This is a genomic window from Bacillus sp. I-2, assembly GCF_001974945.1.
Classification (GTDB): Bacteria; Bacillota; Bacilli; order Bacillales; family Bacillaceae; genus Bacillus; species Bacillus safensis.
In genome coordinates this window covers 1-26,799 of record NZ_LZRW01000032.1, presented here as the reverse complement: position 1 = coordinate 26,799, position 26,799 = coordinate 1, and the positions used below count along the sequence as shown (strand labels likewise).

26 protein-coding genes are annotated in these 26,799 nt (G+C 43.0%); 9 read left to right on the top strand and 17 right to left on the bottom strand.

The window, feature by feature from the left end; all coding sequences use genetic code 11:
• Positions 1-73: 73 nt before the first annotated feature.
• From BAE31_RS09155 to BAE31_RS09135, 5 genes are all read right to left on the bottom strand, one after another.
• On the bottom strand, positions 74-2,809 hold the full coding sequence (locus BAE31_RS09155; RefSeq protein ID WP_076840278.1) for a DNA translocase FtsK: 2,736 nt from the start codon (positions 2,807-2,809) through the stop codon (positions 74-76).
• A gap of 196 nt (positions 2,810-3,005) precedes the next feature.
• Complete coding sequence (ytpR, locus tag BAE31_RS09150) at positions 3,006-3,611, bottom strand: YtpR family tRNA-binding protein (protein WP_024424858.1); 606 nt, start codon at positions 3,609-3,611, stop codon at positions 3,006-3,008.
• Between the two features lie 16 nt (positions 3,612-3,627).
• A complete protein-coding gene (locus tag BAE31_RS09145) occupies positions 3,628-4,440 on the bottom strand; it encodes a DUF1444 domain-containing protein (RefSeq protein ID WP_076840277.1) in 813 nt (270 codons plus the stop codon).
• A 20-nt stretch (positions 4,441-4,460) separates the two neighbouring features.
• Positions 4,461-4,781: a thioredoxin family protein gene (locus BAE31_RS09140; protein WP_024424860.1), complete on the bottom strand. Its 321-nt coding sequence runs from the start codon at positions 4,779-4,781 to the stop codon at positions 4,461-4,463.
• Positions 4,768-5,796, bottom strand: a complete 1,029-nt coding sequence (locus tag BAE31_RS09135; protein ID WP_041107289.1) for a PTS sugar transporter subunit IIC — start codon at positions 5,794-5,796, stop codon at positions 4,768-4,770. The genes BAE31_RS09140 and BAE31_RS09135 overlap by 14 nt, the downstream gene beginning before the upstream one ends.
• A 200-nt stretch (positions 5,797-5,996) precedes the next feature.
• On the opposite strand from BAE31_RS09135, the gene BAE31_RS09130 reads away from it, so the two are divergent.
• On the top strand, positions 5,997-6,443 hold the full coding sequence (locus BAE31_RS09130) for a YtoQ family protein (protein ID WP_024426182.1): 447 nt from the start codon (positions 5,997-5,999) through the stop codon (positions 6,441-6,443).
• A gap of 248 nt (positions 6,444-6,691) precedes the next feature.
• Here BAE31_RS09130 and BAE31_RS09120 read toward each other — a convergent pair whose 3' ends face one another.
• Positions 6,692-7,765 (bottom strand): M42 family metallopeptidase, encoded by a 1,074-nt coding sequence (locus tag BAE31_RS09120; RefSeq protein ID WP_076840275.1) that lies wholly within the window; start codon positions 7,763-7,765, stop codon positions 6,692-6,694.
• A gap of 199 nt (positions 7,766-7,964) precedes the next feature.
• On the opposite strand from BAE31_RS09120, the gene BAE31_RS09115 reads away from it, so the two are divergent.
• Positions 7,965-8,279: a PepSY domain-containing protein gene (locus BAE31_RS09115; RefSeq protein ID WP_003217759.1), complete on the top strand. Its 315-nt coding sequence runs from the start codon at positions 7,965-7,967 to the stop codon at positions 8,277-8,279.
• Positions 8,280-8,320: 41 nt separating this feature from the next.
• Here BAE31_RS09115 and BAE31_RS09110 read toward each other — a convergent pair whose 3' ends face one another.
• From BAE31_RS09110 to trmB, 3 genes are all read right to left on the bottom strand, one after another.
• Positions 8,321-10,018, bottom strand: a complete 1,698-nt coding sequence (locus BAE31_RS09110; protein WP_076840274.1) for an NAD-dependent malic enzyme — start codon at positions 10,016-10,018, stop codon at positions 8,321-8,323.
• Positions 10,019-10,092: 74 nt separating this feature from the next.
• Entirely contained in the window at positions 10,093-10,941 is an 849-nt protein-coding gene (locus BAE31_RS09105; RefSeq protein ID WP_024426185.1) for a YtnP family quorum-quenching lactonase, read from the bottom strand.
• Positions 10,942-11,057: 116 nt separating this feature from the next.
• Entirely contained in the window at positions 11,058-11,699 is a 642-nt protein-coding gene (gene trmB, locus BAE31_RS09100) for a tRNA (guanosine(46)-N7)-methyltransferase TrmB (RefSeq protein WP_024424866.1), read from the bottom strand.
• A 188-nt stretch (positions 11,700-11,887) separates the two neighbouring features.
• On the opposite strand from trmB, the gene BAE31_RS09095 reads away from it, so the two are divergent.
• Entirely contained in the window at positions 11,888-12,163 is a 276-nt protein-coding gene (locus BAE31_RS09095) for a YtzH-like family protein (protein ID WP_024424867.1), read from the top strand.
• Here the strand turns inward: BAE31_RS09095 and BAE31_RS09090 are convergent.
• The 4 genes from BAE31_RS09090 to thpR form a co-directional block, all read right to left on the bottom strand.
• Entirely contained in the window at positions 12,160-12,960 is an 801-nt protein-coding gene (locus BAE31_RS09090; RefSeq protein ID WP_076840453.1) for a phosphotransferase family protein, read from the bottom strand. The two genes, BAE31_RS09095 and BAE31_RS09090, sit on opposite strands and share 4 nt — an antisense overlap.
• A gap of 284 nt (positions 12,961-13,244) precedes the next feature.
• Entirely contained in the window at positions 13,245-14,174 is a 930-nt protein-coding gene (locus BAE31_RS09080) for a YegS/Rv2252/BmrU family lipid kinase (RefSeq protein ID WP_076840273.1), read from the bottom strand.
• A gap of 48 nt (positions 14,175-14,222) precedes the next feature.
• Positions 14,223-15,158 carry a hypothetical protein gene (locus BAE31_RS09075; protein ID WP_076840271.1) on the bottom strand — a complete coding sequence of 312 codons (936 nt, stop codon included), beginning with the start codon at positions 15,156-15,158 and terminating at the stop codon, positions 14,223-14,225.
• Between the two features lie 25 nt (positions 15,159-15,183).
• The gene (gene thpR / locus BAE31_RS09070) at positions 15,184-15,735 is read right to left on the bottom strand and encodes an RNA 2',3'-cyclic phosphodiesterase (RefSeq protein ID WP_075622005.1); all 552 of its coding nucleotides are present in this window, start codon (positions 15,733-15,735) and stop codon (positions 15,184-15,186) included.
• A gap of 94 nt (positions 15,736-15,829) precedes the next feature.
• Here thpR and cysK point away from each other — a divergent pair, with 94 nt between their 5' ends.
• A complete protein-coding gene (gene cysK, locus BAE31_RS09065) occupies positions 15,830-16,759 on the top strand; it encodes a cysteine synthase A (protein WP_041107304.1) in 930 nt (309 codons plus the stop codon).
• A 48-nt stretch (positions 16,760-16,807) separates the two neighbouring features.
• On the opposite strand, the gene BAE31_RS09060 is transcribed toward cysK, so the two are convergent.
• Together BAE31_RS09060 and pepV are read right to left on the bottom strand one after the other, a co-directional pair.
• Positions 16,808-17,434, bottom strand: a complete 627-nt coding sequence (locus BAE31_RS09060; protein WP_076840269.1) for a Type 1 glutamine amidotransferase-like domain-containing protein — start codon at positions 17,432-17,434, stop codon at positions 16,808-16,810.
• A 29-nt stretch (positions 17,435-17,463) separates the two neighbouring features.
• On the bottom strand, positions 17,464-18,864 hold the full coding sequence (pepV, locus tag BAE31_RS09055; protein WP_076840267.1) for a dipeptidase PepV: 1,401 nt from the start codon (positions 18,862-18,864) through the stop codon (positions 17,464-17,466).
• Between the two features lie 94 nt (positions 18,865-18,958).
• Between pepV and BAE31_RS09050 the strand changes: the two genes are divergently transcribed.
• On the top strand, positions 18,959-20,257 hold the full coding sequence (locus tag BAE31_RS09050) for an NCS2 family permease (RefSeq protein ID WP_076840265.1): 1,299 nt from the start codon (positions 18,959-18,961) through the stop codon (positions 20,255-20,257).
• A gap of 370 nt (positions 20,258-20,627) precedes the next feature.
• Complete coding sequence (locus tag BAE31_RS09045) at positions 20,628-20,849, top strand: DeoR family transcriptional regulator (protein WP_008356419.1); 222 nt, start codon at positions 20,628-20,630, stop codon at positions 20,847-20,849.
• A gap of 122 nt (positions 20,850-20,971) precedes the next feature.
• Here the strand turns inward: BAE31_RS09045 and BAE31_RS09040 are convergent, their stop codons facing one another.
• Together BAE31_RS09040 and BAE31_RS09035 are read right to left on the bottom strand one after the other, a co-directional pair.
• Complete coding sequence (locus BAE31_RS09040; RefSeq protein WP_024424876.1) at positions 20,972-21,688, bottom strand: pseudouridine synthase; 717 nt, start codon at positions 21,686-21,688, stop codon at positions 20,972-20,974.
• A 17-nt stretch (positions 21,689-21,705) separates the two neighbouring features.
• On the bottom strand, positions 21,706-23,328 hold the full coding sequence (locus BAE31_RS09035; protein WP_076840264.1) for a putative polysaccharide biosynthesis protein: 1,623 nt from the start codon (positions 23,326-23,328) through the stop codon (positions 21,706-21,708).
• A gap of 175 nt (positions 23,329-23,503) precedes the next feature.
• Here BAE31_RS09035 and BAE31_RS09030 point away from each other — a divergent pair, with 175 nt between their 5' ends.
• The 3 genes from BAE31_RS09030 to opuD all read left to right on the top strand — a co-directional run bounded on the left by BAE31_RS09030 (position 23,504) and on the right by opuD (position 26,643).
• Positions 23,504-24,775 (top strand): BaiN/RdsA family NAD(P)/FAD-dependent oxidoreductase, encoded by a 1,272-nt coding sequence (locus BAE31_RS09030; protein WP_041107316.1) that lies wholly within the window; start codon positions 23,504-23,506, stop codon positions 24,773-24,775.
• Positions 24,772-24,969, top strand: coding sequence for a hypothetical protein (locus BAE31_RS09025; protein WP_076840262.1), 198 nt, complete (start codon positions 24,772-24,774; stop codon positions 24,967-24,969). The genes BAE31_RS09030 and BAE31_RS09025 overlap by 4 nt, the downstream gene beginning before the upstream one ends.
• Before the next feature lie 141 nt (positions 24,970-25,110).
• Positions 25,111-26,643, top strand: a complete 1,533-nt coding sequence (gene opuD, locus BAE31_RS09020) for a glycine betaine transporter OpuD (RefSeq protein ID WP_076840260.1) — start codon at positions 25,111-25,113, stop codon at positions 26,641-26,643.
• Positions 26,644-26,799: the final 156 nt, after the last annotated feature.

The following is a 26,799-nucleotide window of genomic DNA, read 5'->3' as shown; positions in this document are numbered from 1 at the left end:
GAAAAGCGTCCAATTACAAAATTGCACCTATGTGCTATCATACCATGTTTACGAAAAAAATGAAGTGGTTTGTTTAGATCAACTGTTCTAAGTCACTCAGTGTCATGAGCACTTCTCTTGGCTTACTGCCTTTCGCACCAGAGATCATGCCCTCGCGCTCCATCATGTCAATCAACCTGGCTGCACGATTGTAGCCAATTCTAAATCTTCGCTGCAAACTTGATGTACTAGCGCTATTCTGCTCGATGGCAAAACGGCAGGCATCCATAAACAATTCATCTTCGTCTGTAATCGCAGAGCCTTGGAGCATTAGTTCCTCCTGTTCAAAAAGGAACACTGGCTTGCGCTGCTTTCTCACATGTGCCACCACTTGATCAATCTCACGGTCTGATACAAAGTTCCCTTGAAGCCTTGTCGGCTTGCCGGAGCCATTTTCTAAGAAGAGCATGTCTCCTTTTCCGAGAAGCTTTTCTGCACCTGCCATGTCAATGATCGTTCTTGAATCAACCTGACTTGAAACAGAAAACGCAATTCTTGTTGGGATATTGGCTTTAATGAGACCTGTAATGACATCAACAGACGGTCTTTGTGTCGCAATCAATAAGTGAATGCCGCATGCTCTTGCTTTTTGTGCAATTCGGCAGATGCTTTCTTCGACTTCATTTGGTGCGACCATCATTAAATCAGCCAGCTCATCGATCACCACGACGAGATAAGGCAGTTTTTCACCCATTTGTTTTTCTTTCACAAGCTCATTGAATCGTTTAATTTCTCTCACGCCAGAGTGTGCAAATAGTTCATAGCGTCTTTCCATTTCATCCACTACCCATTTCAAAGCAGCAGTTGCTGTCTTAGCATCCGTAATAACAGGACTCACAAGATGCGGAATGTGATTATACGGCGCTAATTCAACCATTTTAGGGTCAATTAAGAGCATTTTCACTTCATCTGGTGATGCCTTAAACATTAGGCTCACTAAAATCGTATTAATGCAGACACTTTTTCCTGAACCAGTTGCTCCGGCAATTAAGCCATGGGGCATTTTTTGCAGATCAACCACGACAGGCTGGCCTGAAATATCTAATCCGAGTGCCGCTGTTAAAGGAGATGGATTGTCTCTAAACGCACTGCTTCTGATCATTTCTCTTAAGAACACCATTTTACTGTGCAGGTTTGGCACTTCGATCCCGATCGTATTTTTCCCTGGAATCGGGGCTTCAATTCGAATATCCTTTGCGGACAAACTAAGTTTAATATCATCTGACAGGTTCGTGATTTTGTTCACTTTGACACCTGGTTCTGGATGTACTTCAAACCTTGTCACAGAAGGTCCCTGTGTGACGTGAACCACACTTGCTCTTACGTTGAAATTTTTAAGTGTCGCATTGAGCAGCTCAGCCCGCTCTTTCACCCATGTGCCGTCCTCTTCTTTTTGAGCTGGCGGTACGTCTAAAAGGGCGAGACTTGGAAAAACATACCCTTTTGTATCGGCTGCTTTCTTTTGCCCTTGCACGCGCTGATCGCTTTTTAACATCATGACATTAAACGGAACCGTAGAGGTTTGACCGCTTGCGCGTTGTGGCTGCGGAGATGTCTGTTTTGGTTCTTCTTTCTTGACTTCCTGCGTTTGCTCTTGCTGCTCTGTCTGCTCTATAACCGTTTCTGCCGGTTCAGATGCAGTTTGTTCCTCTGTTACTTGTTCTACTGGCATCACTTGATCTTCTTCAATTTCAGCTTCTTGGACCAGCTGATCTTCCTGCAGGTCATGTTTGACTGGCTCAGCTTCTTCAAATGCTGCCGCTGGCTCTTCTTCTAGTTTGTCTTCTATTGGATTAGCTTCTACTTCTTCTTCCACCGGTTCTGCTGAAATGTTTTCTGTTAACGCCGCTTCTTCTGCTGGAATGTCTACTTCCATTTCAATTGCTGGGTGCGAAGGTTCCGGTGTTTCGAAGGTCAACATGTCTATTTCCTCAGTATGATCTTCAAACTGATGGACAGGCTCGTCCTTTATTTCTTCTTCATCACCGGAGACAGTCTGTTCCGTCTCAGACTCAATCGGCTGCTTCTGATAGACTTCTGCTTGCTGCTTATGTAAATCAGCTTCATGAAGATCTTCTGGCTCGTTTTCTTCTGGCTGGATGAACGGCTCGTCAGTTAAACGTTCCATCGTCGATTGAACATGATCTTGATAAGCGAGTTCCTCTTGCAATGTATGCGGGGTTACTGCTGGCTCCTTATCTGCTCTCTCTTCTGCTGACGCTGAAACCATTTCCTCGATACGTTTTTCTTTCTGTATAGATGGGATGTTCATTTGCTGTCTGACATTCCGTTCACGCTCTGCCTCTTCTGATAACAGTGTGACACGCTGCGCCGTTTCTTCTGCTGCTTTCCTTTGAACTGAAGCTGTTTCTTCTTTTGCATCTGCCCGTTTTGGACGCATATCCTGATGATAGCCATAGATCGGTGATGGAATTTGCTCTGGCTTGAATGGCTTTTTATTCATATCAGGCTGAAGCGTTTGTTTAGGCTGATAGGTTGTCTGCTTGGTCTTTGGCTGACTTGGTTTCACGCGTCTTCTCTCCGGCTTCACTCCATCACGCTGAGGTTCATCAGGAACGAGAGGAAAGCGAAAGTTGCCTTTTGGATATTCATAATACACTTTCGTATCTTCGATTTTTTTATATTCTTTATGCTGTTCAAAAGCTGGCTGCTTTGGTGCAGCTAGATCTTCTTCAGGTCTTGCAGCTTTTTCTTCTTTTTTTTCTTCTCCTAAAAATACACTAAAAAATTTATCTAACCAACTCATCATTTATCACTCACTTTAACTCCCCTTACGTTTTCTTGGGCGATTTTTAGTATACCATTGCTTTTTCATGCAGAAAAGCGAGAAAAGTGCCGCTTTATGCTGTACATCTCTGTTATAGATGAAAAAAAGTCACTAAGTACGTACTTAGTGACTTTTGGTATAACACATTCTTCGCTCCTATGTGCCCGTTTATGGGAGGTTACGCTTTAAAGGGTTCGCCAGCTTGATGGCTTCCATCTAAAACAAGAATCCCTTTTTCAGCAGGTGCGTCTGGAAGATCTAACTCTTTCGCTGAACAGATCATGCCGCTTGATGGAACGCCTCTTAGCTCAGCATCTTTGATGACCATACCGCTTGGCATCACTGCACCGACCTTCGCAACCACGACATATTGGCCTTGGTCAACGTTTGGTGCACCGCACACGATTTGTAAGGTTTCATCGCCCACATCAACTTGGCAAATGTTTAATTTATCTGCATTCGGATGCTTTTCTTTTTCCTTCACATAGCCGACAACAAATTTTGGTGATAGATCCACAGTCAACGTTTCACTGACACCGTTACGGTTTAAAATTTCATTGATATCTTGAACAATGGTTTCAGAAAGCGGGACAGATCCGTTTTCTTCAATTTTCATGTAAGTGGATGCATTGAAGATATTAAAGCCTGTTGTTTCTTTTGTTTCTTGATTGAAGATTCGTACAACATCTCCAAACGTCTCATGACCTACTTCTTCTCTCGTTACATCTTTCAATGAGATAAGGAGTGTGTCGCCTACACCTTCTGCATTATAAAAAACGTTCATTCTTCAAAATTCCCTTCTACTGCTGTTTTGGTCTGCTTTTTGCAAGTATAAAGATCGGTTCAAGCTTACCCTCATCATATAAAAATGACAATGCGGTAATCGGAACCGTACCGCTGGCGAAGAAGCTCATCGACATCTGTCCTAAAATATCATAGCCTGAATCATTGCGAACATCTGCAATGATGAATACATCTTGATGGGGAACAGAAATCGCCATTTGTCCTTCTATTTTTTGCGCGTATTCTTGTAATAACGACTCATTTAAAAGTCTGCTGGCGTCATACCCGTCATTTGCACGGAAGAAATAAAACCGGTTGCCTGCCACTTCATCCATTTTCACTACAGTTTTAAGCGAACGGACGTTGAAGCTGGCGGTTTCTCTGATTCGCTCTTTTGTCCAGTTTTCCTTTTGAAGCATCTTTTCATCAATTAATCGGTAGGTGCTTCCAAGATCAAGTGCATAGTAGATTCTCGTTTCTGCTGTATGCTCATCAAACACGAGCGGAATCCCATCACTGGATGCCTCAGGAAAGGAAGTGGAACGAATGACTGGATAGATCTGCTTTTCTTTTCCTGAAATGTGCTGCGCTTCGCCTTTCATGGCACTCAGCGCTTCTTTCACATAATAAACGATCTCATCGATGGTTTCATCAGGCTTTACTTCCCACTTTGCAATAATTGGCGGGAGCTCTAGTGTGATGCCTTTGCCTGTTTGTTTATCTTCAATACGAAGCGTATCTTTTTCCCGGTCAAACTCGTGTGACCAGCTGTCGTTCGTCAGACGGCTTTTGAGTTCATTCGCAAGCTGCCTTGATGTCATTTTTGCCATCGTTTTAGACTCTCCTTTCGTTATTTAGAAAGAGAATCTGTTAAAAATGCTTCAATCTCTTCCTTTGTCTTACGATCTTTGCTGACAAAGCGGTTAATCTCTTGTCCGTTTTTAAAGACTAAAAAGCTTGGAATACCGTAAATTTCCCACTCTGCACAAGTGTCAATGAACTTGTCTCTATCGACATAGAAGTACTCAAATTCTGGGTAGTTTGCTTCAAGCTCTGGCAAGAATGGCTCAATAAATGTGCAGTCCGGGCACCAGTCAGCTGAAAATAGCAATACCGTTAAGTCTTCTTGAATCACTTTTTGTAATTCTTCGTTTGATTCAATTTTTTTCATGTTTCATTCCTCCAGTTTGTATGGTTAAATCTCCGAATTGTATATAGCCTTTCTTTCTCATCCATTCTGATACTACCAAACTAATCACTGCCGGGCCAACGATATGCAAGAGAGCGATCGCCAGAAATACAGATGGATGAAACCCCATGACGGTCAGCGTCATGAGCTGTCCAACAAGGCCGCTCGTTCCCATTCCCGCTCCTGCCGCATTATTGACCATCCCAAAGCCAATAATACCAATTGGCGCGAGAATCAAACCAGCAACCGTCGGCGGAATCAGGATGAGGGGATTTTTCACAATGTTCGAAAGCTGCAATTTTGACGTCCCAATGCCGACAGCCGCAAGACCGCCAAAACGATTTTCTCTAAAGCCTGCAGCGGCAAAGCCGACCATTTGAGCACAGCAGCCAATCGTTGCAGCACCAGCAGCTGTCCCGCTTAAGTCAAGCATAAGCGCAAGTGCAGCACTTGAGATCGGAGAACTGAGAGCAAGTCCAACAATGGTCGCTACCAGCATGCCCATGATCAGCGGGCTTTGATCTGTCCCCCACATGATGAGCCTGCCGAGCCCTGTCATCATGGCTTCAATCCCAGGTCCGATTAGAGCAGCGGTGAAAAAGCCAGTGATAATGGTGACAAGCGGCGTTAAAATAATATCAATTCTTGTCTCACCACTGACCAGCTTGCCAAGTTCCACACCAATTAATGCTGCGGCAAAGCTTCCAGCAGGCCCCCCAAGCTCTGCTCCTGCAGCGCCTGAGACAACACTTGCAAAAATGATCAAAGGAGATGCATGTAAACGGTACGCAACCGCTACGCCGATCGCCGGTCCCATGAGCCCCATGGCGAGGGTTCCCATTTTAATGATGAGTGGAAGTGATAACAGACCGCCTGCTGTTTTTAAAATCAGACCTACCACTAATGTAGCAAATAGACCTAAAGCCATATAAGAAAGTGCATCAATGAAATACACCTTTGGCGAAAGGGAGATCCCCTTTCTTTTTAAATAAGTCATCAACGTCGTCTTCCTGCTTTCTCATAGGAAAGACGAAGAGGCCTGTCCTTCCCATTATATGTAGTATTCTTGCGATGAAAAATAGTCTCTACCATGAATATCATAATCATATTTTTTTTGCTTTATCAAGCACTTCTTGTGTAACATGAAAAGAAACAGGACAAACCTTTACTAAGTTTGTACAAAAGGAGGAGATCGTTATGCAATTAACTGTCTATTTAGCTGGAGAAATTCATAGCCAGTGGCGTGATGAAATCAAGGAGAAAAGCCAATCTTTGAAGCTGCCGGTGACATTTGTCGGTCCAATGGAAAATCATGACCGCTCAGATAACATCGGTGAGGATATTTTAGGTGAGCAGCCGAATGCCATTTTCAAAGATGATGCAGCTTCTGATTTGAACAATTTTCGTACTGAAATTTTATTAAACAAAGCAGATGTCGTCATTGCGCGCTTTGGTGAGAAATATAAGCAGTGGAACACAGCCATGGATGCATCTGCTGCGATTGCAAAAGGGAAACCTCTTATTTTAATCCGTCCAAAAGAGCTGCACCATCCATTAAAAGAACTCTCAAACAAAGCAAATATCACTGTGGAAACCGTAAACCAAGCGATCAAGGCGTTATCTTATGTGTTTGAACAGCAATAAGAAAAAAGGCTGCTCTCATTGAAGAAGCAGCCTCAGATTGTTGACGAAGGGCTAAAATGATGTTTAATTTAGCCCTTTGTCTTCTTTTCAGCGTGATAGAAAACCTTTGCAGTATAGGAAGGACGAGTACCGGAGCGGAGCGAATTGTACATTCGTGAGCACCGGCACGCAGGACTGACAAAGAATGCGAGGGTTTGTCTACACGCTGAAGCTGCTCTCATTGAAGAAGCAGCCTTTTTCTATTCTATTTATACTTGTTGGTAAATAGTATCCACTGTACTTTGATCACAATTTTTGACAAGGCGGACAATTAACTCTTTTGCCGCTGCGTAATCATCCACATGCAAAACAGAATGACTTGTATGAATGTAGCGTGCGCAAACCCCAATGACAGCAGAAGGCACACCTTGGTTTGAAATATGAACACGTCCAGCGTCCGTACCACCCGGTGATACGAAATATTGATATGGAATGTTGTTTGTCTCAGCAGTATCAAGCACAAAGTCTCTCATTCCGCGGTGCGTAATCATTGTCCGATCAAAAATACGCAGAAGTGCACCTTTTCCTAGCTGGCCGAACTGTGTTTTGTCACCTGTCACATCGTTTGCAGGACTCGCATCTAAAGCGAAGAAAAGATCTGGCTGAATCATATTCGCAGCTACCTCAGCCCCTCTAAGCCCTACTTCCTCTTGAACAGTTGCTCCTGAGTACAGCTGACATGAAAGTGTTTCGTCTTTTAATTCTTTTAATAATTCAATTGCAAGGCCGCAGCCATAGCGGTTATCCCAAGCCTTCGCTAAAATCTTTTTTGGATTCGCCATTGGGGTAAAAACCGTTGCAGGAACGATTTGCTGTCCTGGACGAACGCCAAGCTCTTTTGCCTCTTCTTCACTGTCTGCACCAATATCAATAAGCATATCTGACGGCTTCACAGGTTTGCTTTTTTGTTCTGGCGTCAGAAGGTGAGGAGGTGTACTAGAGACGACACCAGGAATTGGCCCGTGATCGGTATGGACGTCCACACGCTGCGCCAGCATGACTTGACTCCACCAGCCGCCAAGTGTTTGAAAACGAATCATCCCGTTTTTTGTAATGGATGAGACCATGAATCCGACTTCATCCATATGACCCGCTACCATAATTTTCGGTGCGTTTTCCTGACCCTTGCGTACGCCAAACACTCCGCCAAGACGGTCTTGAATGAGTTCATCAGAATATTTCTCAAGTTCCTTTTTCATAAAAGCACGCACATGGTGCTCATTTCCTGGAGTTCCCTGTAATTCTGTTAAATTTCGGAAAATCGACAATGTTTCTTCGTTCATTCTACAGTTTACCTCGTTTCTATGTAATGACCATATATATTCCTATAAAAATAACACTCACTTTATACTATAAGAATTCTTTCGGTTTTCCAAGTATCTCTCCAGAAATTTTGAATATGCTTTCAAGCATTCGGATTCCTTAACATCAATGGACAAGTTTTGTATAATGGAAAAAACAGCAATACGGAGGTGCAGCACGTTGAAGTTAAAACATGTTCTGATTGGTGCGAGTATTGGCGTAGCCGCTGCAATTGTTGCAAAGAAAGTATTTTTCCCTACGTATATCTCGTCTGAAAAAGCATTAAAAATTGTGAAATCTGCTTTTAAACAGCGCGGCCCGATTGATGGCTCTTGGATTTATACTGTACCAGAACCGTATACCGTAAATGGCGAAACGATTGATGTATACAAATCTGGCATTACCCGCTCTGCCTTTGGCGAGCTTGAACAGTATGAAGTGATGATTGATGCCAAAACTGGCATGATCGTGGATGTCATTGATTCTGTTGCTTGATCAAGAAAGCTTCGCAAAGACGTGTCCTTGCGAAGCTTTTTTTATATGGCTTTAATTTTTTTGTACACAGGATGCCACATAGCGTCCTGCACAGCCTGAATAAGATCATCAGGCGTTTCTTCTGCTATTCCTTCATCAATTGCTGCCTGCGCCACACGGACGGCCACTGTCGCTGAAACGGTTCGAAGCTGATCGACACTTGGCAGCATCGCTGCACCCGGCTTCCCAACATTGACCATGCTTGCAATGGCTTCAGCACTCGCAACAAACATACTGTCTGTCATGAGGCGTGCTTTTGACACAATTGTGCCTAGACCAAGGCCTGGGAAGACAAGGGCATTATTCGCTTGTCCAATTTCATATGTGACGCCGCCATATTCGACAGGATCAAATGGACTTCCTGTTGTCACAAGGGCACGTCCTTCAGTCCACTTGATCAGATCTTGTGGCTTTGCTTCTGAAAGAGGTGTCGGATTCGACATCGGTAAAATCGCAGGGCGCTCCACGTGTGACGCCATTTCTTTTACAATTTCCTCTGTAAAAGCGCCTCCGACCGTCGAAGTGCCAATTAAGATTGTTGGTTTCGCCTGCTTGACGACCTCTAATAGATCAATCGAATGCTTTGGACCATTTCGGGCATAATCCTTTACTTCGTCAGAACGTCTTGCATACGGCTTTTGAAATGGCTGAATGTCAGGTGAATCATCTGTGAGCAGCCCCGTTTTATCAATACACCAGAAGTGATCATAGGACTCCTCTTCTTTGACTCCGTCTCTGACGATCGCATCACGGATTTGCTCGGCTATGCCAATACCTGCCGTACCCGCTCCAAAAATGACAATACGGTGATCTTTCAGCGGAACCTTCGAAGCCTTTGCACATGCCAGAACTGCAGCAAGTGAAACGGCGCCAGTCCCTTGAATGTCATCGTTAAATGTACAAATACGGTCCTTATATTTTTCCAATATCGCACGGGCATTCTTTGTCCCAAAGTCTTCCCAGTGAAGGAGGGCATTTGGGAAAGTAGCGCGGGCAAGCTCGACATATTGATCAATGAACTGATCATAGCGCTCTCCTCGAACGCGGGAGTGCTGATTTCCAACATAAAGCGGATCATTCAAGAGACTTTCCTGGTTCGTTCCGGCATCAAGCACTACCGCCAGCACGCGGCTGGGATCAATGCCTGCTGCAGCTGTATAAACAGCAAGTTTCCCGACTGAAATGGCAATCCCGCCAACACCCCAGTCTCCAATGCCTAAAATGCCTTCTGCATCCGTTGCAACGATTAAGTCGATTGATTCATCGACACCATAAGAAGCAAAAATCTCTTCCATGCCTTCCAGATCATCAATCGATAAATAGAGCCCTCTCGGCTTCCGATACTCATGGCTATAACGCTGAATAGCCGTTCCTACAGTCGGCGTGTAGACAATTGGAAGCATTTCCGCCAAGTGCTCATTTAGCAGTTTGTAAAAAAGCACTTCGTTTCTGTCATGAAGCGCTGTTAAATACACATTTTTTCCCAGTTCATCAGGCTGTGCCTTGAACTGCTCATATGCACGCTTTGCCTGATCCTCTAAGGTTAAGACCTTAGGCGGAAGAAATCCCTTTAACCCGAGCTCCTCCCGCTCTTCCTTTGTAAATGCAACCCCTTTGTTTAAATAAGGGACTGACATGACTTCCATCCCTCTTAATGGTGTTTCGATCACATCACCATGTACACGATAAAATTGGTTCACCTGCACTCTTCCTTTCACAAGTTCATTTTGTCGTTATTTTGTGTGAAAGGCGAAAAAAACATACAGATGATCTTTTATCTTCCTGTTTCTCTTTTGATTTCGTGTGTAATCTGCCCATCTTCGTCCCATTTTACAGCACGATAAATGGCATCATGATAAAACAAGTACCACGCATTTTTTTCTTCAGCAAATGCCTGCCACTTTTGCTTGGCTGGAATCGAAGTCATTGGGTAATCATCATATGCCAGAACCCAGAGTGGATTTTTATGAGCGTGTGTTGGCATGATATCAGCTAAATGAATCGCTGTTTCGCCCTCACTTGTGAGCGTTAAAATACTATGACCATTGCTGTGTCCGCCTGTATGATGCAGCTCGATTCCTTCTGTCACTTCGATGCTTTCTTCAAATGTGACCACTTGGTCTGCTACAGGCTCCCAGTTTTCTTTCCAATATGTATTTCTTGAGCGAATGTTCGGCGCTCTCATTTCATCCCATTCGATTTTCGATGTGATGATTTTTGCCTGCTGAAAAACAGACACGAGCTTATCGCCTTCACGTTTTGTTAATCCGCTGGCATGATCAAAGTGCAGATGTGTCATCAATACGTAATCAATATCTGATGGACGCAGGCCAAGCGCCGCTAGAGATTCTTCCAATTTGGTTTCCTCTGTCACGCCGTAATTGCGTTTTTGTTTATCTGTCAGCTTCCCTGATCCGATGCCTGAATCCACTAACAGATGAAGACCCTTCCACCGAATGAGAATTGGATCACATCGTAATTCAATTTGATTGCGGTCATTTACCGGGTATTTTTTTGACCATAATGGCTTTGGCACGACACCGAACATCGCTCCGCCGTCCATGTGCGTATCTCCCCCGTTTAACCAAAACAGTTCCATTTCACCTATTTTCATTGTCTCCATTGCTGTCATCCCTCCTTTTTCTATCGTAGCAAATACAGGCAAAAATCGCATGCACCAATCTTTTCATAAAAAAAGCTGACTGCCATTTTTCTTTGCAGCCAGCTTGATGTCACTTGTTATTCTGGGAATTTGACTTCTGATCGATAGATCGGTTGTCCCATAGACGAGAATTTCTCTTCATATTCAGTCATCACGTTTCCTTCTAAGCCGTCCTCATGTAAATCTAGGCTGACATACGTTAAAAGAAGGCCATATGCAGAAAAACTTTTTAAGGAATATTCAAATAACCCGCGGTTATCTGTTTTGAAATGTAACTCACCGCCTGGACGGAGAATATGTTCATATCGCTCTAAAAAGGTTTTAAACGTCAATCTGCGCTTTTCGTGTCTTGCTTTTGGCCACGGATCAGAGAAATTCAAATACACCCGGTCAATCTCATTTTCCGCAAACACATCTGTCAGCGTCTCAGCATTAATGTTCAAAAGCTTTACATTTTCAACATCTGTCTCTTTGATTTTATCTACTGCCGTCACAATGACACTTTTAAATAATTCAATGCCAATATAGTTGATATCAGGATGAAGCTTGCCCATTCCAGCAATAAAGCTCCCTTTTCCTGTTCCAACTTCGATATGGATTGGATGATCATTTCCAAATAGCTCATGCCATTTCCCTTTATATTGCTCGGGACTTGCTAAAGCAATATGAGCATTCTCAGCTAAGTAATCATCCGCCCATGGTTTATGTCGCATTCTCAATTTGATACACCTCTATTTTCTTTACATTTTATCAAGATACCATGAAACATAAAGACCCGCAAGACAGCATCTTCTATGTCCATATAAAAAGACCAGCCCTTCGCTTGAGCTGGTCTGCCGCATGTATAAATTGGACGCTGAATGCACAGTTTAACCTCATAAATGACACGCAGGAAAGGAGCATTCGTATGGGTTTAAACCGTCAACATCAGCTTCAATTAATCAAAGATATATTAACCGATCACCAGCTGGATTGCTGCGGGACTGTTGCAGAATATGAACAGGTGGGACGCGTGATTCAATTAATGCTGGCAAAAGAAGATCTGGATGCTGACATACGTCAGCTGTTAACAGATATTTATGATTACAGCCAAAAGGGCACCTCTGTCAGTTCAATTGATGCACATATTGAGGAGCATCAATCACATCTGTCTGAGTGGGTCGAGAACATTCCACTGTCTTAATGGATGTTTAATCGTTTTAAGAGTGCATTTAGCTCCGCTTGCACTTCTTTTTGCGCCTTTTCATTCCCTTTTCGTTTATGCCAAACGACAAACGATACGGTTTCAGCGAGCACGTACCACGCCATGCGCTTTCGCAAATTGTCCGTCAGCGGGGCGCCGTACATAGAGAGCCAGCTTTCCCAGTTCTCTTCCTCAACATAATGGTATAAAAGCGGTCCAAGATCAATCGCTGGGTCTGCAATCATCGCCCCATCCCAATCGATCAAATAGAGCTGATTTTCATCTGTCAGCAGCCAATTATTATGATTGAGATCGCAATGACAGACGACCTTGTCCTCAAAATGGACAGCCTCCACATGCTTCTCTAAATACTGGATGGCACGTGTGATATCTTGTGAATCAATTTGCTCGTTTAATATGGACTGTTTCAGATGCATCAGAATGGATTCTGGGTCTAGAGAGTGCTTCTCTAATCGTTTCAGCATATCGAGCAATTCTTTTGATGTATGAATTTTTCTTAGCTGCTCTGCTACAGGACGATCATTCATGTCCTTTGGCTTCAGCTCTCTGCCGCTCAGCCAGTGCTGTGCAGTAATCACATCTCCATTTTCCATCCGTTTTGTCCAGACAAGCTTCGGCACAATGCCTTCAGCTGACAAAACCGCAAGAAACGGTGACGTATTGCGTTTTAAAAATAGCTTTTGGTCATTGTGTGTTGCGAAGTACGCATCCCCCGTAGCGCCTCCAGCCGGAGAGATGTGCCATTCGCTACCTAATATTTGTCCCAACCAGTTCATATCAATTTTCAACCCATCATTTCTTAAAATATTTTAAATCTTGCTTTTTTAGTCGACAAAATTCAGCCGATTGAGGATCAATTGGCTGTTTCTTTTTTTATTTATATGATCATAAAAACAAAAAGGACAGCTATTGAGAATGAGATGCTAAACAATAGCCGTCCTATAGATTTTATCGTTACCTTCTTATACTCGTCAAGCAAAACTAAAAAATCAGGACAAGAACCTTATGAAAAAGAAGGCTTTTTTCATGGTTCTTTGACTGCGGATATACCGCAAATTATTTAAGCACGTAATTTTAAGGATCGTTCACTTGCCTTCACAAAGACAGGCGTTGCGCCAATCACTTCTCCATCTGCGTGAAATAAGATTTTTTCATCTGCTTCTAAAAACGCTTCCTCATGCTGAAACAGGGTAACCCCCTTCATCCCAAGGTGCTTTCGGAACACCATCGCGCTTAGAAACAAAAGGACTTTGAATGGATTCAAATTTGTGACAACCAACGTTTGAAAACCTGGCTGCCTCGCACTCACTTCCGGTGCCGCCTCCAGCCCTCCCCCGTAATACGGGTGATTGCAGACGATCACAAACCACACTTGACGAAAGACTTTCTTCTCATTTTCAATAAATAACGCAAGATCAAACGGCTTAAACGACCATAAAGAATGGAGAAATGACATCGGGTAGATGATAAAGCCAAGCCCCAGCCGTTTCAGCCACTTTTCCCCTCTAAAATGCACCGTTTTTCTCAGTACATGTGCGTCAAACCCCGCACCGATGTGATTGAGAAAGAGAACAGATTGCGGACTTTCGGCATGATCTTGAAAGGAGCCGAGAGAAAATGTTTTGGTGAGCATTCTCTTTTGCTTTCTCACTTCTTTTAGGACATCATGACGATGGATACCGAGACCCTTCGCAGCATCATTCCAATGACCAGCAGGGACAAAACTAAGCTGCACATGATCGATTTCCTTTAAGCCATTCAGTACTTCATGAATGGTGCCGTCACCGCCAATAACAATTAAGCGCTTCAGCCTGTCATCCTGCATGGCACTGATTTGTCTTGCCAAAACTTCTGCATGGCCTTCATGCTGGGTGAGAAATGATCGATAAGAGACCTCCACCTTTTGTAATTCTTTCTCTATGCTCCTCCATGTGCGGAGTCCTTTTCCATGTCCTGCTTCTGGATTAACGATAAAGTACCATTCATTCATATATTAGCTCCACTCAGGTCTCATTTTTCGTGACCTTCCATCATGCCTTTAATCGAGCCATTCCTGTCTTCTTTTGCTGTCTGATTCACCATAAGCAAGCAATGCCTTTGTCGCCTTAAATTGCTGATGCTTTGTCGGCGCCGAATTTTTCCGCTGCTTTTCAAACCACTCTTCTGCCTTCTTCTTATCGATAACCTCCATCCCATATGGAACTTCAGGTAAATCAATATAAGAGGTTCGGCTGATGAGGATTTTTTTCACAGGAAGGTCTACACCACTTTGCTGTAAAATCTTTGACACGACGGTACCAGAACGCAAAAGGCTTGCACAAGGATTCAAGACGGACTGAACAGCTTTCCCAGTCGCCCGTTTTTCCCAAAAACGTTCCTTTGTTCCAATATAGACGCTGTCTGGCTCGGCCTCTAAGAAGGATAAACAGATCACTTCGAGCGGCGTGATGAGTATCGGACATAATTCCATCTCAGCTTTTTGAATGAGCAGCACCGGCTTGTACATCACAAAATAAGAATCCGGAAGCTGCCTTGCAAGCATCCGCAGCTTTTCATCATACCGAATATGATGGGAAACGGTTGAAATATGTGAAATCGTCGAACTCGCCCATTTTAATTGCACTTCAAAGAGATGATCCTTAAAAAAGTGAATCAGCTTCGTTTCATCGGTAGGGACGTTTCTGAAAACCCCTTGCTCTATATCTGTCGGCTCGTTAAAAAGACTCAGGTCCCGTTCCTTTTTCATATCGGCTTCTTTTTGCTTTCTCTTTAAGGAGAATTTGTTTCTCTTTTCTTCCTCTTGTTCAGGCGCTTGTTGAGGAATTTGGTCAACCGGTTGCTGCGCCTCCTCTTTTGAAGCCTTTTTTAAATCGTCCCATCTTTGTTTTTTCAACCGATTGAATTGATTGATATAGTGATGCGGGTCTTGTTCATATCGTGATATATAATCTTGAATTTTGATAATTTGCGCCATCTGCTGCTCACTCCAACTTCTAGAATCATTTATGTAGTGTAAATTGTTTGATTGCGTGATAACGAGGGGTTTCCTTCGGACGTATTTCAAATAAAGTGATACGAGAAACCTCCATTACATATGGCTCTTTGCGTAAAGGTGCTTGCTTTTCATAAGGGTCATCCGCATTCCATTTGCGCGCAATCGTCATATGCGGATGAAACGGTCTCTTTTCAACAGGGTGTCCTGCTGACAAGACGGCTTCCTTTACCTTTTCTCTTACATGCATGAGCGGCTCACTTTCATGAGGCTTTGCAAAAAAGACTCTTGGGCGTTCCTTCGCACCAAACTGCCCTACCTCATTCAGCTCTAGTGGAAATGCAGACGCTTCATTTGAAAGGATGTCAAGCAGCTGGATGATCTTTTTTAAACGTTCTTCTGGAATGGCGCCTAAAAAGACAAGGGTCACATGATAATCATGTGGTGCTGTCCATTTTTGAAAGAACAGTCCGCTCCTTTGATCAATGTCTTGTTTGATTTGATGCGCAAGTTGTTCAGGGATGTGAATCCCTATAAAATAATGACGGTTTTCTGACACAATATCACCTGTCCTTTTTTAACAAACTTTACGAATCCCCATTGATGATAGTATAACTAAAGAAATGCGGAATGAGAAGAAAGGGTGTCATCTGATGAAAGTTGCACAAAATATAGCTGAGCTGATTGGCGATACACCGCTTGTCAAATTACAGCGGCTCCAGCCAGAAAATGCGGCGGCTGTTTACTTAAAGCTGGAATCATTTAATCCCAGCGGAAGTGTAAAAGACCGCGCGGCTTACAATATGATCGTCGAAGCAGAAAAACAAGGGAAACTCACAAAAGGAGCAACCATTATTGAGCCTACGAGCGGGAATACAGGGATTGGTTTAGCCATGAATGCCGCCGCAAGAGGCTACAAAGCCATCCTTGTCATGCCTGATACGATGACAAAGGAAAGAATCAATATTTTGAAGGCATACGGGGCGCAGGTCGTCTTAACCCCAGGAGAAGAAAAAATGCCAGGCTGCATCCGCAAGGCTGAGGAACTGGCTGCTCAAATTCCTCATAGCTTTATTCCCATGCAGTTTGACAATAGAGCGAACCCAGATGCACATAGAGGAACAACAGCAGTCGAAATTATGGAAGCTGTGAAACAACTTGGACAGCCACTTGGAGCCTTTGTCGCAACAGCTGGAACAGGCGGTACTATTACAGGAACTGGAGAGGAATTAAAAAAAGCATTCCCTCATTTAACCATCCGTGTGGCAGAGCCTAAGGGTTCCCCTGTCTTATCTGGCGGGAAACCTGGGAAGCATAAACTTGTTGGCACAAGCCCAGGATTTATCCCCCATATTTTAAACGAGCACGTCTATGATGACATCGTGCAAGTAAGTGACGAAGATGCTTATCACATCACACGGCAGCTCGCTAAGCTTGAAGGAATTTTAGTAGGCCCATCCTCTGGGGCGGCTTGCTATGCAGCCATTGAAACAGCCAAACAATTGCCGGCAGATCAAATTGTGATCTGTATGACAGCAGATACGGGCGAACGATACTTATCAAGTGATGTTTTTCAAGATTAAAAAAGGAACAGGGCGATGAATCCCTGTTCCTTTTTCTTCATTTCACGGTTAAGATGTTTTGACAGATTTCACTTCAGCCTGTTCCCCTCTGATAAGTAAAGCCTGTTCATCAGTAAGCGGACATAAATCGAGCGTCTGCTGATACTTCTCTGTGATTAGCTGCGCAGCCTCGCCTAAATAGGCATTGTGCATATGCGGTACTGGATAGCAGCTTATTTCATTGACACCTTGAAATGATGAAAGCTCCGGCGCTTTTTTTTGATCATCCATCAGGGAGATATATTCAATGCTTGGCGCCATGATGATACTCCCCGCAGACTCTCCGATGTACAGCTTGCCGTTGTTGATTTCTTCTTTCAACACGTCATCGAGACGATGCTTTCTTAACTCCTGCAATAAATAAAAAGTGTTGCCTCCTGAAACGTAGATCACATCATTTTGTTTGATCATCTGTGCGATCTCTTCAGCGGACTGTTCATCTATCTGTACAGTCTCAAGCTGCATCCCTAATTCCTGAAAGGCTTCCTTCGCTGCCTCCACATAGTGCGTGACTTCTTCTACAGCACTTGCCGTTGGAAAGAAAGTCACGCGCTTCCCTTTTAAAGATTCACCGGCAAAGTCAGATAAGAGAGAATAGCTGTCTTTGAATGAAGAGCATAAGAACATCTTTTTCACTGTAAATCCCCTCTTCTCTTTTCCAATTTTTATTTTGCTAATTCATACATGGCTTGTGCATAAAGAGCTGTTGCTCTCAGTAAGTCATCAATTTCAATATATTCATCCTTTTGATGGGCGCAGTCTGGTCTGCCAGGAAATAAAGGTCCGAAGGCAACGCCTGCTTCTAAAGATCTCGCATACGTTCCTCCCCCAATGGCAATAAGAGTTGCGGGATCTCCCGTTTGTTCCTCATATACCCGCTGCAAGGTTTTCACAAGCGGATGATCTTTTGAGACGTGATGAGGAGGACTGTCTTCGAATTTTAGAAGAGCCGCCCCTTTGATGCTTTCAATTCCTTTTTTGACGTCCTTGCCGTCTGCTGTCACTGGATAGCGGACATTTAACCCTAGCTTTGCTTCCTCATTCTGTTTATAGCGGATTGTCCCAACATTCAACGTCAAATCTCCACTAATCTCATCTTTGCAAGCAATTCCCAGCTTTTGTCCTCTTGTATCCTGATCAAATAAAGCGTTGATTTGGGAAGTAAAGGCAAGTCCCTGCTCATCTAATTCGTGTCCGCATAAGAAATTCGCCATATGAATGCCCGCATTTGTCCCATGCGCCGGCTCCATGGCATGAACAGATACCCCTTTTAATGTAAAATGCAGTCCATCCGCTGCGCTTTTTACCTCACCAGATAATTGATGATCAGCAAGATAGGCTTTGAAAGCTGTTTTTATTAATTCAGCATCGTGTTCCTGTGCAGCAGTCACAGTAGCAGCTGCCTCATCTGGCACCATATTGAGCCTCATACCCGATGTAAATTGCTTCAGCGTATAGCGCTGATGATTCGCTGTTTGTTGATATGTAAATGACAGGGTGGCATCAATAATCCCTTTCTCCGCATGAATAATCGGAAAATCGGCGTCTGGAGCAAATCCGATTTGCGGCATCGCCTCATGCTTGAAATAATGGTCCACACAGCGCCAATCGCTTTCTTCATCTGTTCCAATGATCATTCGAATTTTTTTCGACAGCTGCAGGCCAGTATCTTTTAAGATTTTCAGCGCATAAAATGCCGCCATGGTTGGGCCTTTGTCATCAATAGCCCCGCGTGCAAAGATTTTATTTTCTCTGATGTCAGCTGAAAATGGCGGGGTTGTCCAGCCGTCGCCAGCAGGAACCACGTCCACATGACACAGCACACCTACAATGTCTTCGCCTTCCCCGTATTCAATATGACCTGCATAGCCGTCGACATTCTTGACTGTGAAGCCTTCGTCTTCCCCTTTTTTCAGCATATACTGCAGGGCATCATCGACTTTTTCACCAAATGGCTTTCCTTCTTTACCGCCTTCTTCATCAAGGACACTTTCAATTTGTAAAAAAGATTGTGTGTCCTGAATCAAGTCGTCTTTTTTTCGTATTACTTCAGCTTCCCAATTCATTTTTCCATTCCTCCTTGAAAAAAGGTTGCAATCCACCCTTAAAACGAATATTATATTAATTGTTTTGTAATAATGTTCGTAAATGGAGGATTTTATGTTTCAGTTAAAAGAAAATCAAACCAACATAAAGAAAGAAATAATCGCTGGTATGACGACATTCTTTACCATGGTCTATATTGTTGCCGTCAACCCGGGAATTCTTTCAAAAGCAGGTATTCCTTTTGACCAAGTCTTTACTGCAACAATCATCGCTGCTGTTGTCGGTACGCTCTGGATGGCACTATTTGCAAATTATCCGATTGCCATTGCACCAGGCATGGGGCTGAATGTCTATTTCACCTTTACCGTTGTCGGCGGTGGCGGCATCAGCTATCAAACAGCGTTTAGTGCGGTATTTGTTGCTGGTCTACTCTTTATTATTTTATCGTTAACATCCCTTAGAAAACAACTGATTCAAGCCATTCCAGATAATTTAAAGTACGGTATTACAGCAGGAATCGGGCTTTTCATTGCATTTATCGGCCTCCGTCAGTCTGGGATCATCGCTGCTGATCCAGAAAACCTTGTGAAGCTTGGCAATTTAAGCTCGCCAGTTGTCATTTTAACGCTTGTCGGATTAATGATTTCGGTTATTTTAATGGTTCTTCAAATAAATGGTGCACTGTTTATCGGCATGTTAGCGACCACATTGATTGCGCTCGCAACCGGCCAGCTTCATTTCCCTAAAACACTGATGGACATCCCTGCACTGCCTGAAGGCATGCTGATTACAAATCCAATCGCTGCCTTTGGTGACGTGTTCTCTCATCATTTGTATGCTGTCGTCTTCTCCTTCTTACTGGTGACGATTTTTGATACAACAGGCACTATGATCGGCGTTGCCGAACAAGCGGGATTAATGAAAAATGGCCAGCTGCCAAAAGTGCGCAGAGCCCTGCTCGCTGACTCGGCTGCAACAACGGTTGGTTCTATGTTTGGTACAAGCCCAACCACTGCTTATATTGAATCATCATCAGGAGTAGCTGCTGGCGGAAGAACTGGGCTGACGTCTTTAACGGTCGCTGCACTGTTTATTGTGGCACTATTTTTTGGCCCGCTCGTTCAAGCTATTTCCTCTTTACCATCGATCACATCACCTGTTTTAATCATTGTTGGCTGCTTGATGATGAACTCGGTGTCACGCATTCGCTGGAACGAACTAGACGAGGCATTCCCTGCTTTCCTTGTTATTCTTTCGATGCCGCTGACTTCTAGTATCTCTACAGGAATTTCACTTGGATTTATTTCATATCCGCTTGTGAAATTGGCGAAAGGGAAATGGAGAGAAGTACATGTGCTTGTTCTCATCTTTGCGGTCTTATTTTTCATTCAGCTCTTTTTCTTAGAAGGATAACAGAAACAAAAAAGGCACATCCTCACATGGAATGTGCCTTTTCGCCTTCACTGAATTTTTTATTTTGTAAATTTTCTGTGTTTATTTTTCGGAATTTGAAAATGTCAGCTTCCATCGCATCCCTTATCATTATTGGGTTGTAACCGGATTCAAATCATGATATATACCATATTTCATTTCATGAAGACAAGTTTAAAAACACGTAAAGTTGACTTTTTGGTGGAACTAGATGCATAATAACGTGTATAATAGAATAAAACATTAAGAAACACGAACATTTACCATTGTTGCTTGTCCTTATTTCGCAGTTTTAGTGTAGTAAGTTGTGGTTAGTCAAGTCCATCCGATCTTATTGATAGGGAGTGGTTTTTTGAAACCTTCAACAAACCGTATGATGACTCGAATCAAATCAGTCTATATGTTCATTCAAGAGAAAGGTCTTGTGACGACACAAGAGCTGGTTGATGAATTCGGGATCACACCTAGAACCATTCAAAGAGACTTAAACGTGCTTGCCTATAACGATCTTGTTCATAGTCCAAGCAGAGGCAAATGGGAAACAACGAGAAAAAAAGTAAAAATATCATCTTAAGCGTATAATGAATTGTCCATATAACAAAAAGAACCGGCGATATGCCGGTTCTTTTCTTTTGCAAATTGTTGACGAAGGGCTAAAATGATTTTTATTTTAGCCCTTCGTCTTTTGTTCTGACGTTATTCTCGATTCATTAAGCTGTCTAATTCTTCATCCGTCAATTCACGGTACTCTCCCGGTGCTAGATCTTCATCTAAAGAGACAGCCCCCATCGAGAGCCTTTTTAAAAAGATCACTTCATTTCCCACCGCTTGGGCCATCAGCTTCACTTGATGGTACTTCCCTTCAGTAATCGTCAAACGGATGCGTGTATCTTCCTCTTCATTTGCATCTACTTCCACCTTCGCCGGCTTCGTGTGATAATCATCTAAGATGACAACGCCCTCTTCAAGACGCTTAATGTCTTGATCTCCTAAAGGATATTTCAAATGAACCTCATACGTTTTTGGCACATGCTTTTTTGGAGAAAGTAATTGATGAGCAAGCTGTCCATCATTTGTGAGGAGAAGGAGACCGACCGTATCCTTATCAAGTCTCCCCACAGGGAATGGCTCCCTTGCGATATCCTCCGGCTCGAGTAAATCGACAACCGTTTCATCCCGCAGATCTTCAGTTGCTGAGATCACTCCGTCCGGCTTGTTCATCATTAAGTAAATGAATTCTTTATATTCTACACGCTCACCGTGTACGAGCACTTCATCATTTGATGGATCAACATGATCTTTCACCTGCTTTGCCACTTCTCCATTCACTGTGACCGCCCGGGCCTTGACAAGCTTTTTCACATCTTTTCTTGAACCAAAGCCGCTGTTAGCAAGTAATTTATCAAGCCTCATGAATATCTACCTCTTCTTTAACTCTTTTTTCTTAAAAATTTCGGCATACGGCTGCCCATTACACGCTCTAGTAATCCCACCTTATAAGACAAGTACATATACACACCGCCACCAGTGATCATGGAAATCAAAATGACGATACCCGCTTGTAAAATTCCGCCTTCATAAGAAATCACTTGGTTCACAAGCTGACTTGTCAAATATGCCACGACAGCCATGATCGCCGTTAAAATACCAATGAGAATAAAACGTTTGAAAATTCTGCGGAACGAATAGCCGGCATGGCGTTTAATCATGATAAACATATACAAGATGGACGCACTGTAGCCTAATGCTGTTGCCAATACAGAACCATTTCCTTGCAGCCAGCTGATCAGCGGGATGTTCAGAACCGTTTTAATAATGATCCCTAACAAAAGACTGACGATCGCAAATTTTTGTTTGTTGATCCCTTGCAAAATCGCTGCATTAATGGTGAATAAAGAAAACAATAATGCAACAGGTGCATACCAGAACAAAATGGAGATCCCAATCTCAGGATGAACAGACGGATAGAAAAACCAATAAGCCGGTCCAGCCAATGCCGAGATACCAAATGAAGCAGGCAGCACGAAAAATAAAATGACTTGCATCGTCTGATCAATTTGTCTATTGAGCAGCTTGTAATTACGTGCTGTAAATAATTCCGTAATCGTCGGAATCAATGTTAAGCCAAACGCTGTGGCAAGTGACACAGGAATCATCACGACCTTCGGTAAATATAACGTCACAATGGACAATACCGCTGTACTAATATCCTGATGTCCGGATGCAATCATGGCTCTGTTAATTGTGTTTGTATCGATATAAGAATAAATTGGAATCGCAAGTCCAACAAATACATACGGCGCCGCATAGCTAAACAGCTCTGTAAACATTTGCTTATAAGATAAATCAGAGTGAGCGCCTGTATTCGGCTGCATAGCTAAGAGCCGATCCTTCCGCTTCAGCCAATATAAATAAAGCGTGAATAAACCGCCAAATGCACCGATCAGTGCCGCAAATGTTGCATATCCGACAGCAATGACAAGCCCGCCGTCAAGCACCTTTAAAATAATAAACGTCGCCGTTAATAGGAAGATGATTCTGACAAGCTGTTCAATCACTTGAGAAACAGCTGTCGGTCCCATCATGGAGTGTCCTTGGAAGAATCCGCGTACAAGACTCATAATCGGTACAACCAAAAGACCTAAGCTGACCATCCGAATCACATATACTACTTGATCGACAGTCAAACCGCCTGTTTCATTTGATCCGCCAAGCTGAATCTTGGCAAAAATCGGTGCGGACAAATATAAAATAGAAAAGGCGATCATCCCGGTGACCAGCATGACCGACATACCCGCCCTGAACATTTTTCTTGTTGTCTCATAATCGCCGATCGCATTATATTTGGAAACAAATTTTGATACCGCTGTTGGAAAACCAAGCGTAGCAATACTTAAAAAAATCGTATACTGATTGTATCCATATTGGAATAACGCTCCACCAGTTGCTCCAACCATTGCGCTAAATGGAATTAAATAAATCATACCAAGAATACGAGAGAGATACGTCCCTATCGTTAAAACCAACGTACCACGAAGCAGTTTATTAGACATGCGCTTAACCACCATTTTTCTAATGAATATTCAACTTAACTATTTTACCACATCAATTCAACACACAGGTAACAAATCCAATACGGAAGTCACAAAACCAATCAATTCATATTTCAGCCTTCCCTAATCTTCGTTATAATAGAAAAATGACTGAAAGTAGAAAGAGGAATGTAACATGAAACATTATGATGTCATTGTCATTGGCGGCGGACCTTCTGGACTGATGGCCGCGATTGCATCAGCAGAGCACGGTGCGACTGTTCTGTTAATTGACAAAGGAAACAAACTTGGCAGAAAGCTGGCCATTTCTGGCGGCGGACGCTGTAACGTCACCAATCGCCTTCCAGTAGAAGAAATCATCAAACATATTCCCGGAAACGGCCGTTTTCTATATAGTGCATTTTCTGAGTTCAACAACGAGGATATTATTTCGTTTTTTGAAAACCTTGGCATTGAACTAAAAGAAGAAGACCATGGACGTATGTTCCCTGTATCAAACAAAGCACAATCTGTTGTGGATGCCCTTCTAGACAGGCTCCGCGCCCTCAATGTCACCATTCGAACGAACGAAAAAATTAAAACAGTTCTGTATCAAGACGGACAAGCAGCTGGAATTGTTACAAATAATGATGAAAAAATTTCAAGTAAGTCTGTCGTCATTGCTGTCGGCGGAAAAAGTGTGCCGCATACCGGCTCTACTGGTGACGGCTATGCATGGGCAGAAGCAGCCGGTCATACCATTACAGAGCTCTTCCCAACAGAGGTACCGGTCACATCCGATGAACGATTTATTAAAGAAAAAGTGCTTCAAGGTCTTTCTTTAAGAAGTGTGGCTGTCAGTGTTTTAAATAAAAAAGGGAAACCCGTCGTCACACATGTCATGGATATGATTTTTACTCACTTTGGTTTATCAGGTCCAGCTGTTCTTAGATGCAGCGGATTTGTTGTGAAGGAATTGAAAAAGCAGCCGGTCGTCCGTCTTCAAATTGACTTATATCCGAAGCTGAATGACGAGGAGCTGTTCCAGAAGCTTCATCGTGACCTTAAAGATGAACCGAAGAAAGCCATTAAAAATGTCCTCAAGTCTTGGATGCAAGAACGCTATTTATTGTTTCTGTTAGAACGGAACGGGATTGATCCACAAGACACATTCTCTGGTCTAGCCAAGGATAAACTGCGTGCATTTGCCCATGATTGCAAACATTTTATTGTGCATGCAAATGGTACGCTATCCTTGGACAAAGCGTTTGTGACAGGAGGCGGCGTTTCTGTCAAGGAAATTGAACCGAAGAAAATGGCGTCTAAAAAAATGCCCGGTCTTTATTTCTGCGGAGAAATTTTAGACATCCATGGCTACACAGGCGGATACAATATCACGTCAGCACTTGTGACAGGCAGGCTTGCCGGGATGAATGCTGCACTAGAAGCAAAGGAGAGAGATCAATGATCAGACGTGCATTACCGATTGTTCTTGCGGTCGTTATCAGTTTGACAGCCGCTGTTTTCTTGAAGCTGTCCATTACCCCGTTAAAAATCGCCATTGTTTTGGCGTTTACCATTTTCGCAGTATGTTTAAAAGAATATGTCTACCGTCTTCGCAAACGAATTGAGGAAAAATCGTCTTCCCATATCGATAGTTGATAAATGGAAGCAAAACATGTTACGGTAAAGTAGAGGTCGAGTGAGAAGCTCGCCTCTTTTTGTTTGAAATAAGTTGAGTTAGGGGATATTAAGCAAAAGTCCTCTGCTTAAACGTGTAGAACAACAGGAGAGTGAGATGGTGTGAAAAACGTATCAAGTGTATTTTGGATTGTGATTGCGATCACATTTGTTGCCGTGATGTGGGGAGCGTTTTCTCCAGACACATTGCAAAATGTCACAGATCAAATTCAAACATACATTACAAATGACTTTGGCTGGTATTACTTGTTAGTGGTATCACTGCTTGTCGGCTTTTGTCTATTCTTTATTTTTAGCCCAATCGGTAAGATTACGCTAGGAAAGCCGGGGGAAGAGCCTGAATTTGGTTTATTTTCTTGGTTTGCTATGCTATTTAGTGCCGGTATGGGAATTGGTCTTGTTTTTTACGGAGCAGCTGAACCAATCAGCCACTATGCTATTCAGTCACCAACAGGGGAGACTGAAACTGCGCAGGCCTTCCGCGATTCCCTTCGCTATACATTTTTCCACTGGGGGCTTCATGCATGGGCTATTTATGCCATTGTTGCACTTTGCATTGCTTACTTTAAATTTAGAAAAGACGCACCTGGCTTAATCAGTGCAACGCTGCAGCCCGTTTTAGGAAATAAAATTCACGGATGGATCGGTAAAACCATCGATTGTATTGCGGTATTTGCAACCGTGGTTGGTGTTGCGACAAGCCTAGGATTAGGCGCGGCACAAATAAATGGTGGATTGAATTACCTTTTTCATATTCCAAATACCTTTAGCACACAATTGATCATTATTATCATTGTAACGGTGCTTTTCCTTGCATCTGCTTTAAGAGGGATTGGAAAAGGCATTAAATACTTAAGTAATATCAATATGGTATTAGCAGCTGTTCTGATGTTTTTCTTACTTTTGGTAGGTCCAACTGTTTTTATCTTAAATTCATTTACTGACTCGATTGGACAATACTTATCCAATATTGTTCAAATGAGCTTCCGTCTATCTCCCAATGATCCTGAAAAGAGAGAATGGATTAATGGATGGACGATCTTTTATTGGGCATGGTGGATTTCTTGGGCACCATTTGTCGGGATCTTTATCGCTAGAGTGTCACGCGGGCGAACAATTCGCGAATTTTTAGTGGGTGTCTTAGTCGCTCCTTCCATCCTAGTATTCCTATGGTTCTCGATTTTCGGTGTATCTGCAATGGACTTACAGCAAAAGAATATTGTCGATGTTGCAGGCCTTTCAACTGAAACGATGCTCTTCGGTGTACTGAATGAATATCCGCTGGCGATGATTACATCGATACTAGCACTCATTTTAATCGCCGTATTCTTTATTACATCGGCAGATTCAGCTACATTTGTGCTTGGAATGCAGACAACCTACGGATCATTAAACCCTCCTGGCAGTGTCAAAGTCAGCTGGGGCATTATCCAATCGGCTGTTGCTGCTGTGCTTTTATTTTCAGGGGGACTTGAAGCCTTGCAAAATACAGCCAAGCTCGCAGCCTTGCCGTTCTCCGTTGTCATTATATTGATGATTGTCTCACTGTATAAATCACTAAATGATGAACGAAGAATCATCAAACAAGCCAATAAAGTCAATAAACCAAGAAGTCCAAGAGTAAAAAAAGCATAATCGCAAGCGAGAAAAAAGCCGTTCCTCATGGGACTGACCCCATAAAGTGAGACAAATAAAAACACCTTTAAATTGAAAAATCGGGTATAGCATATCTGAAAACAATTTGGAGGTGTTTTTTGTATGGGAAAAAGAGTTAGTTATCCGATTAGTGTA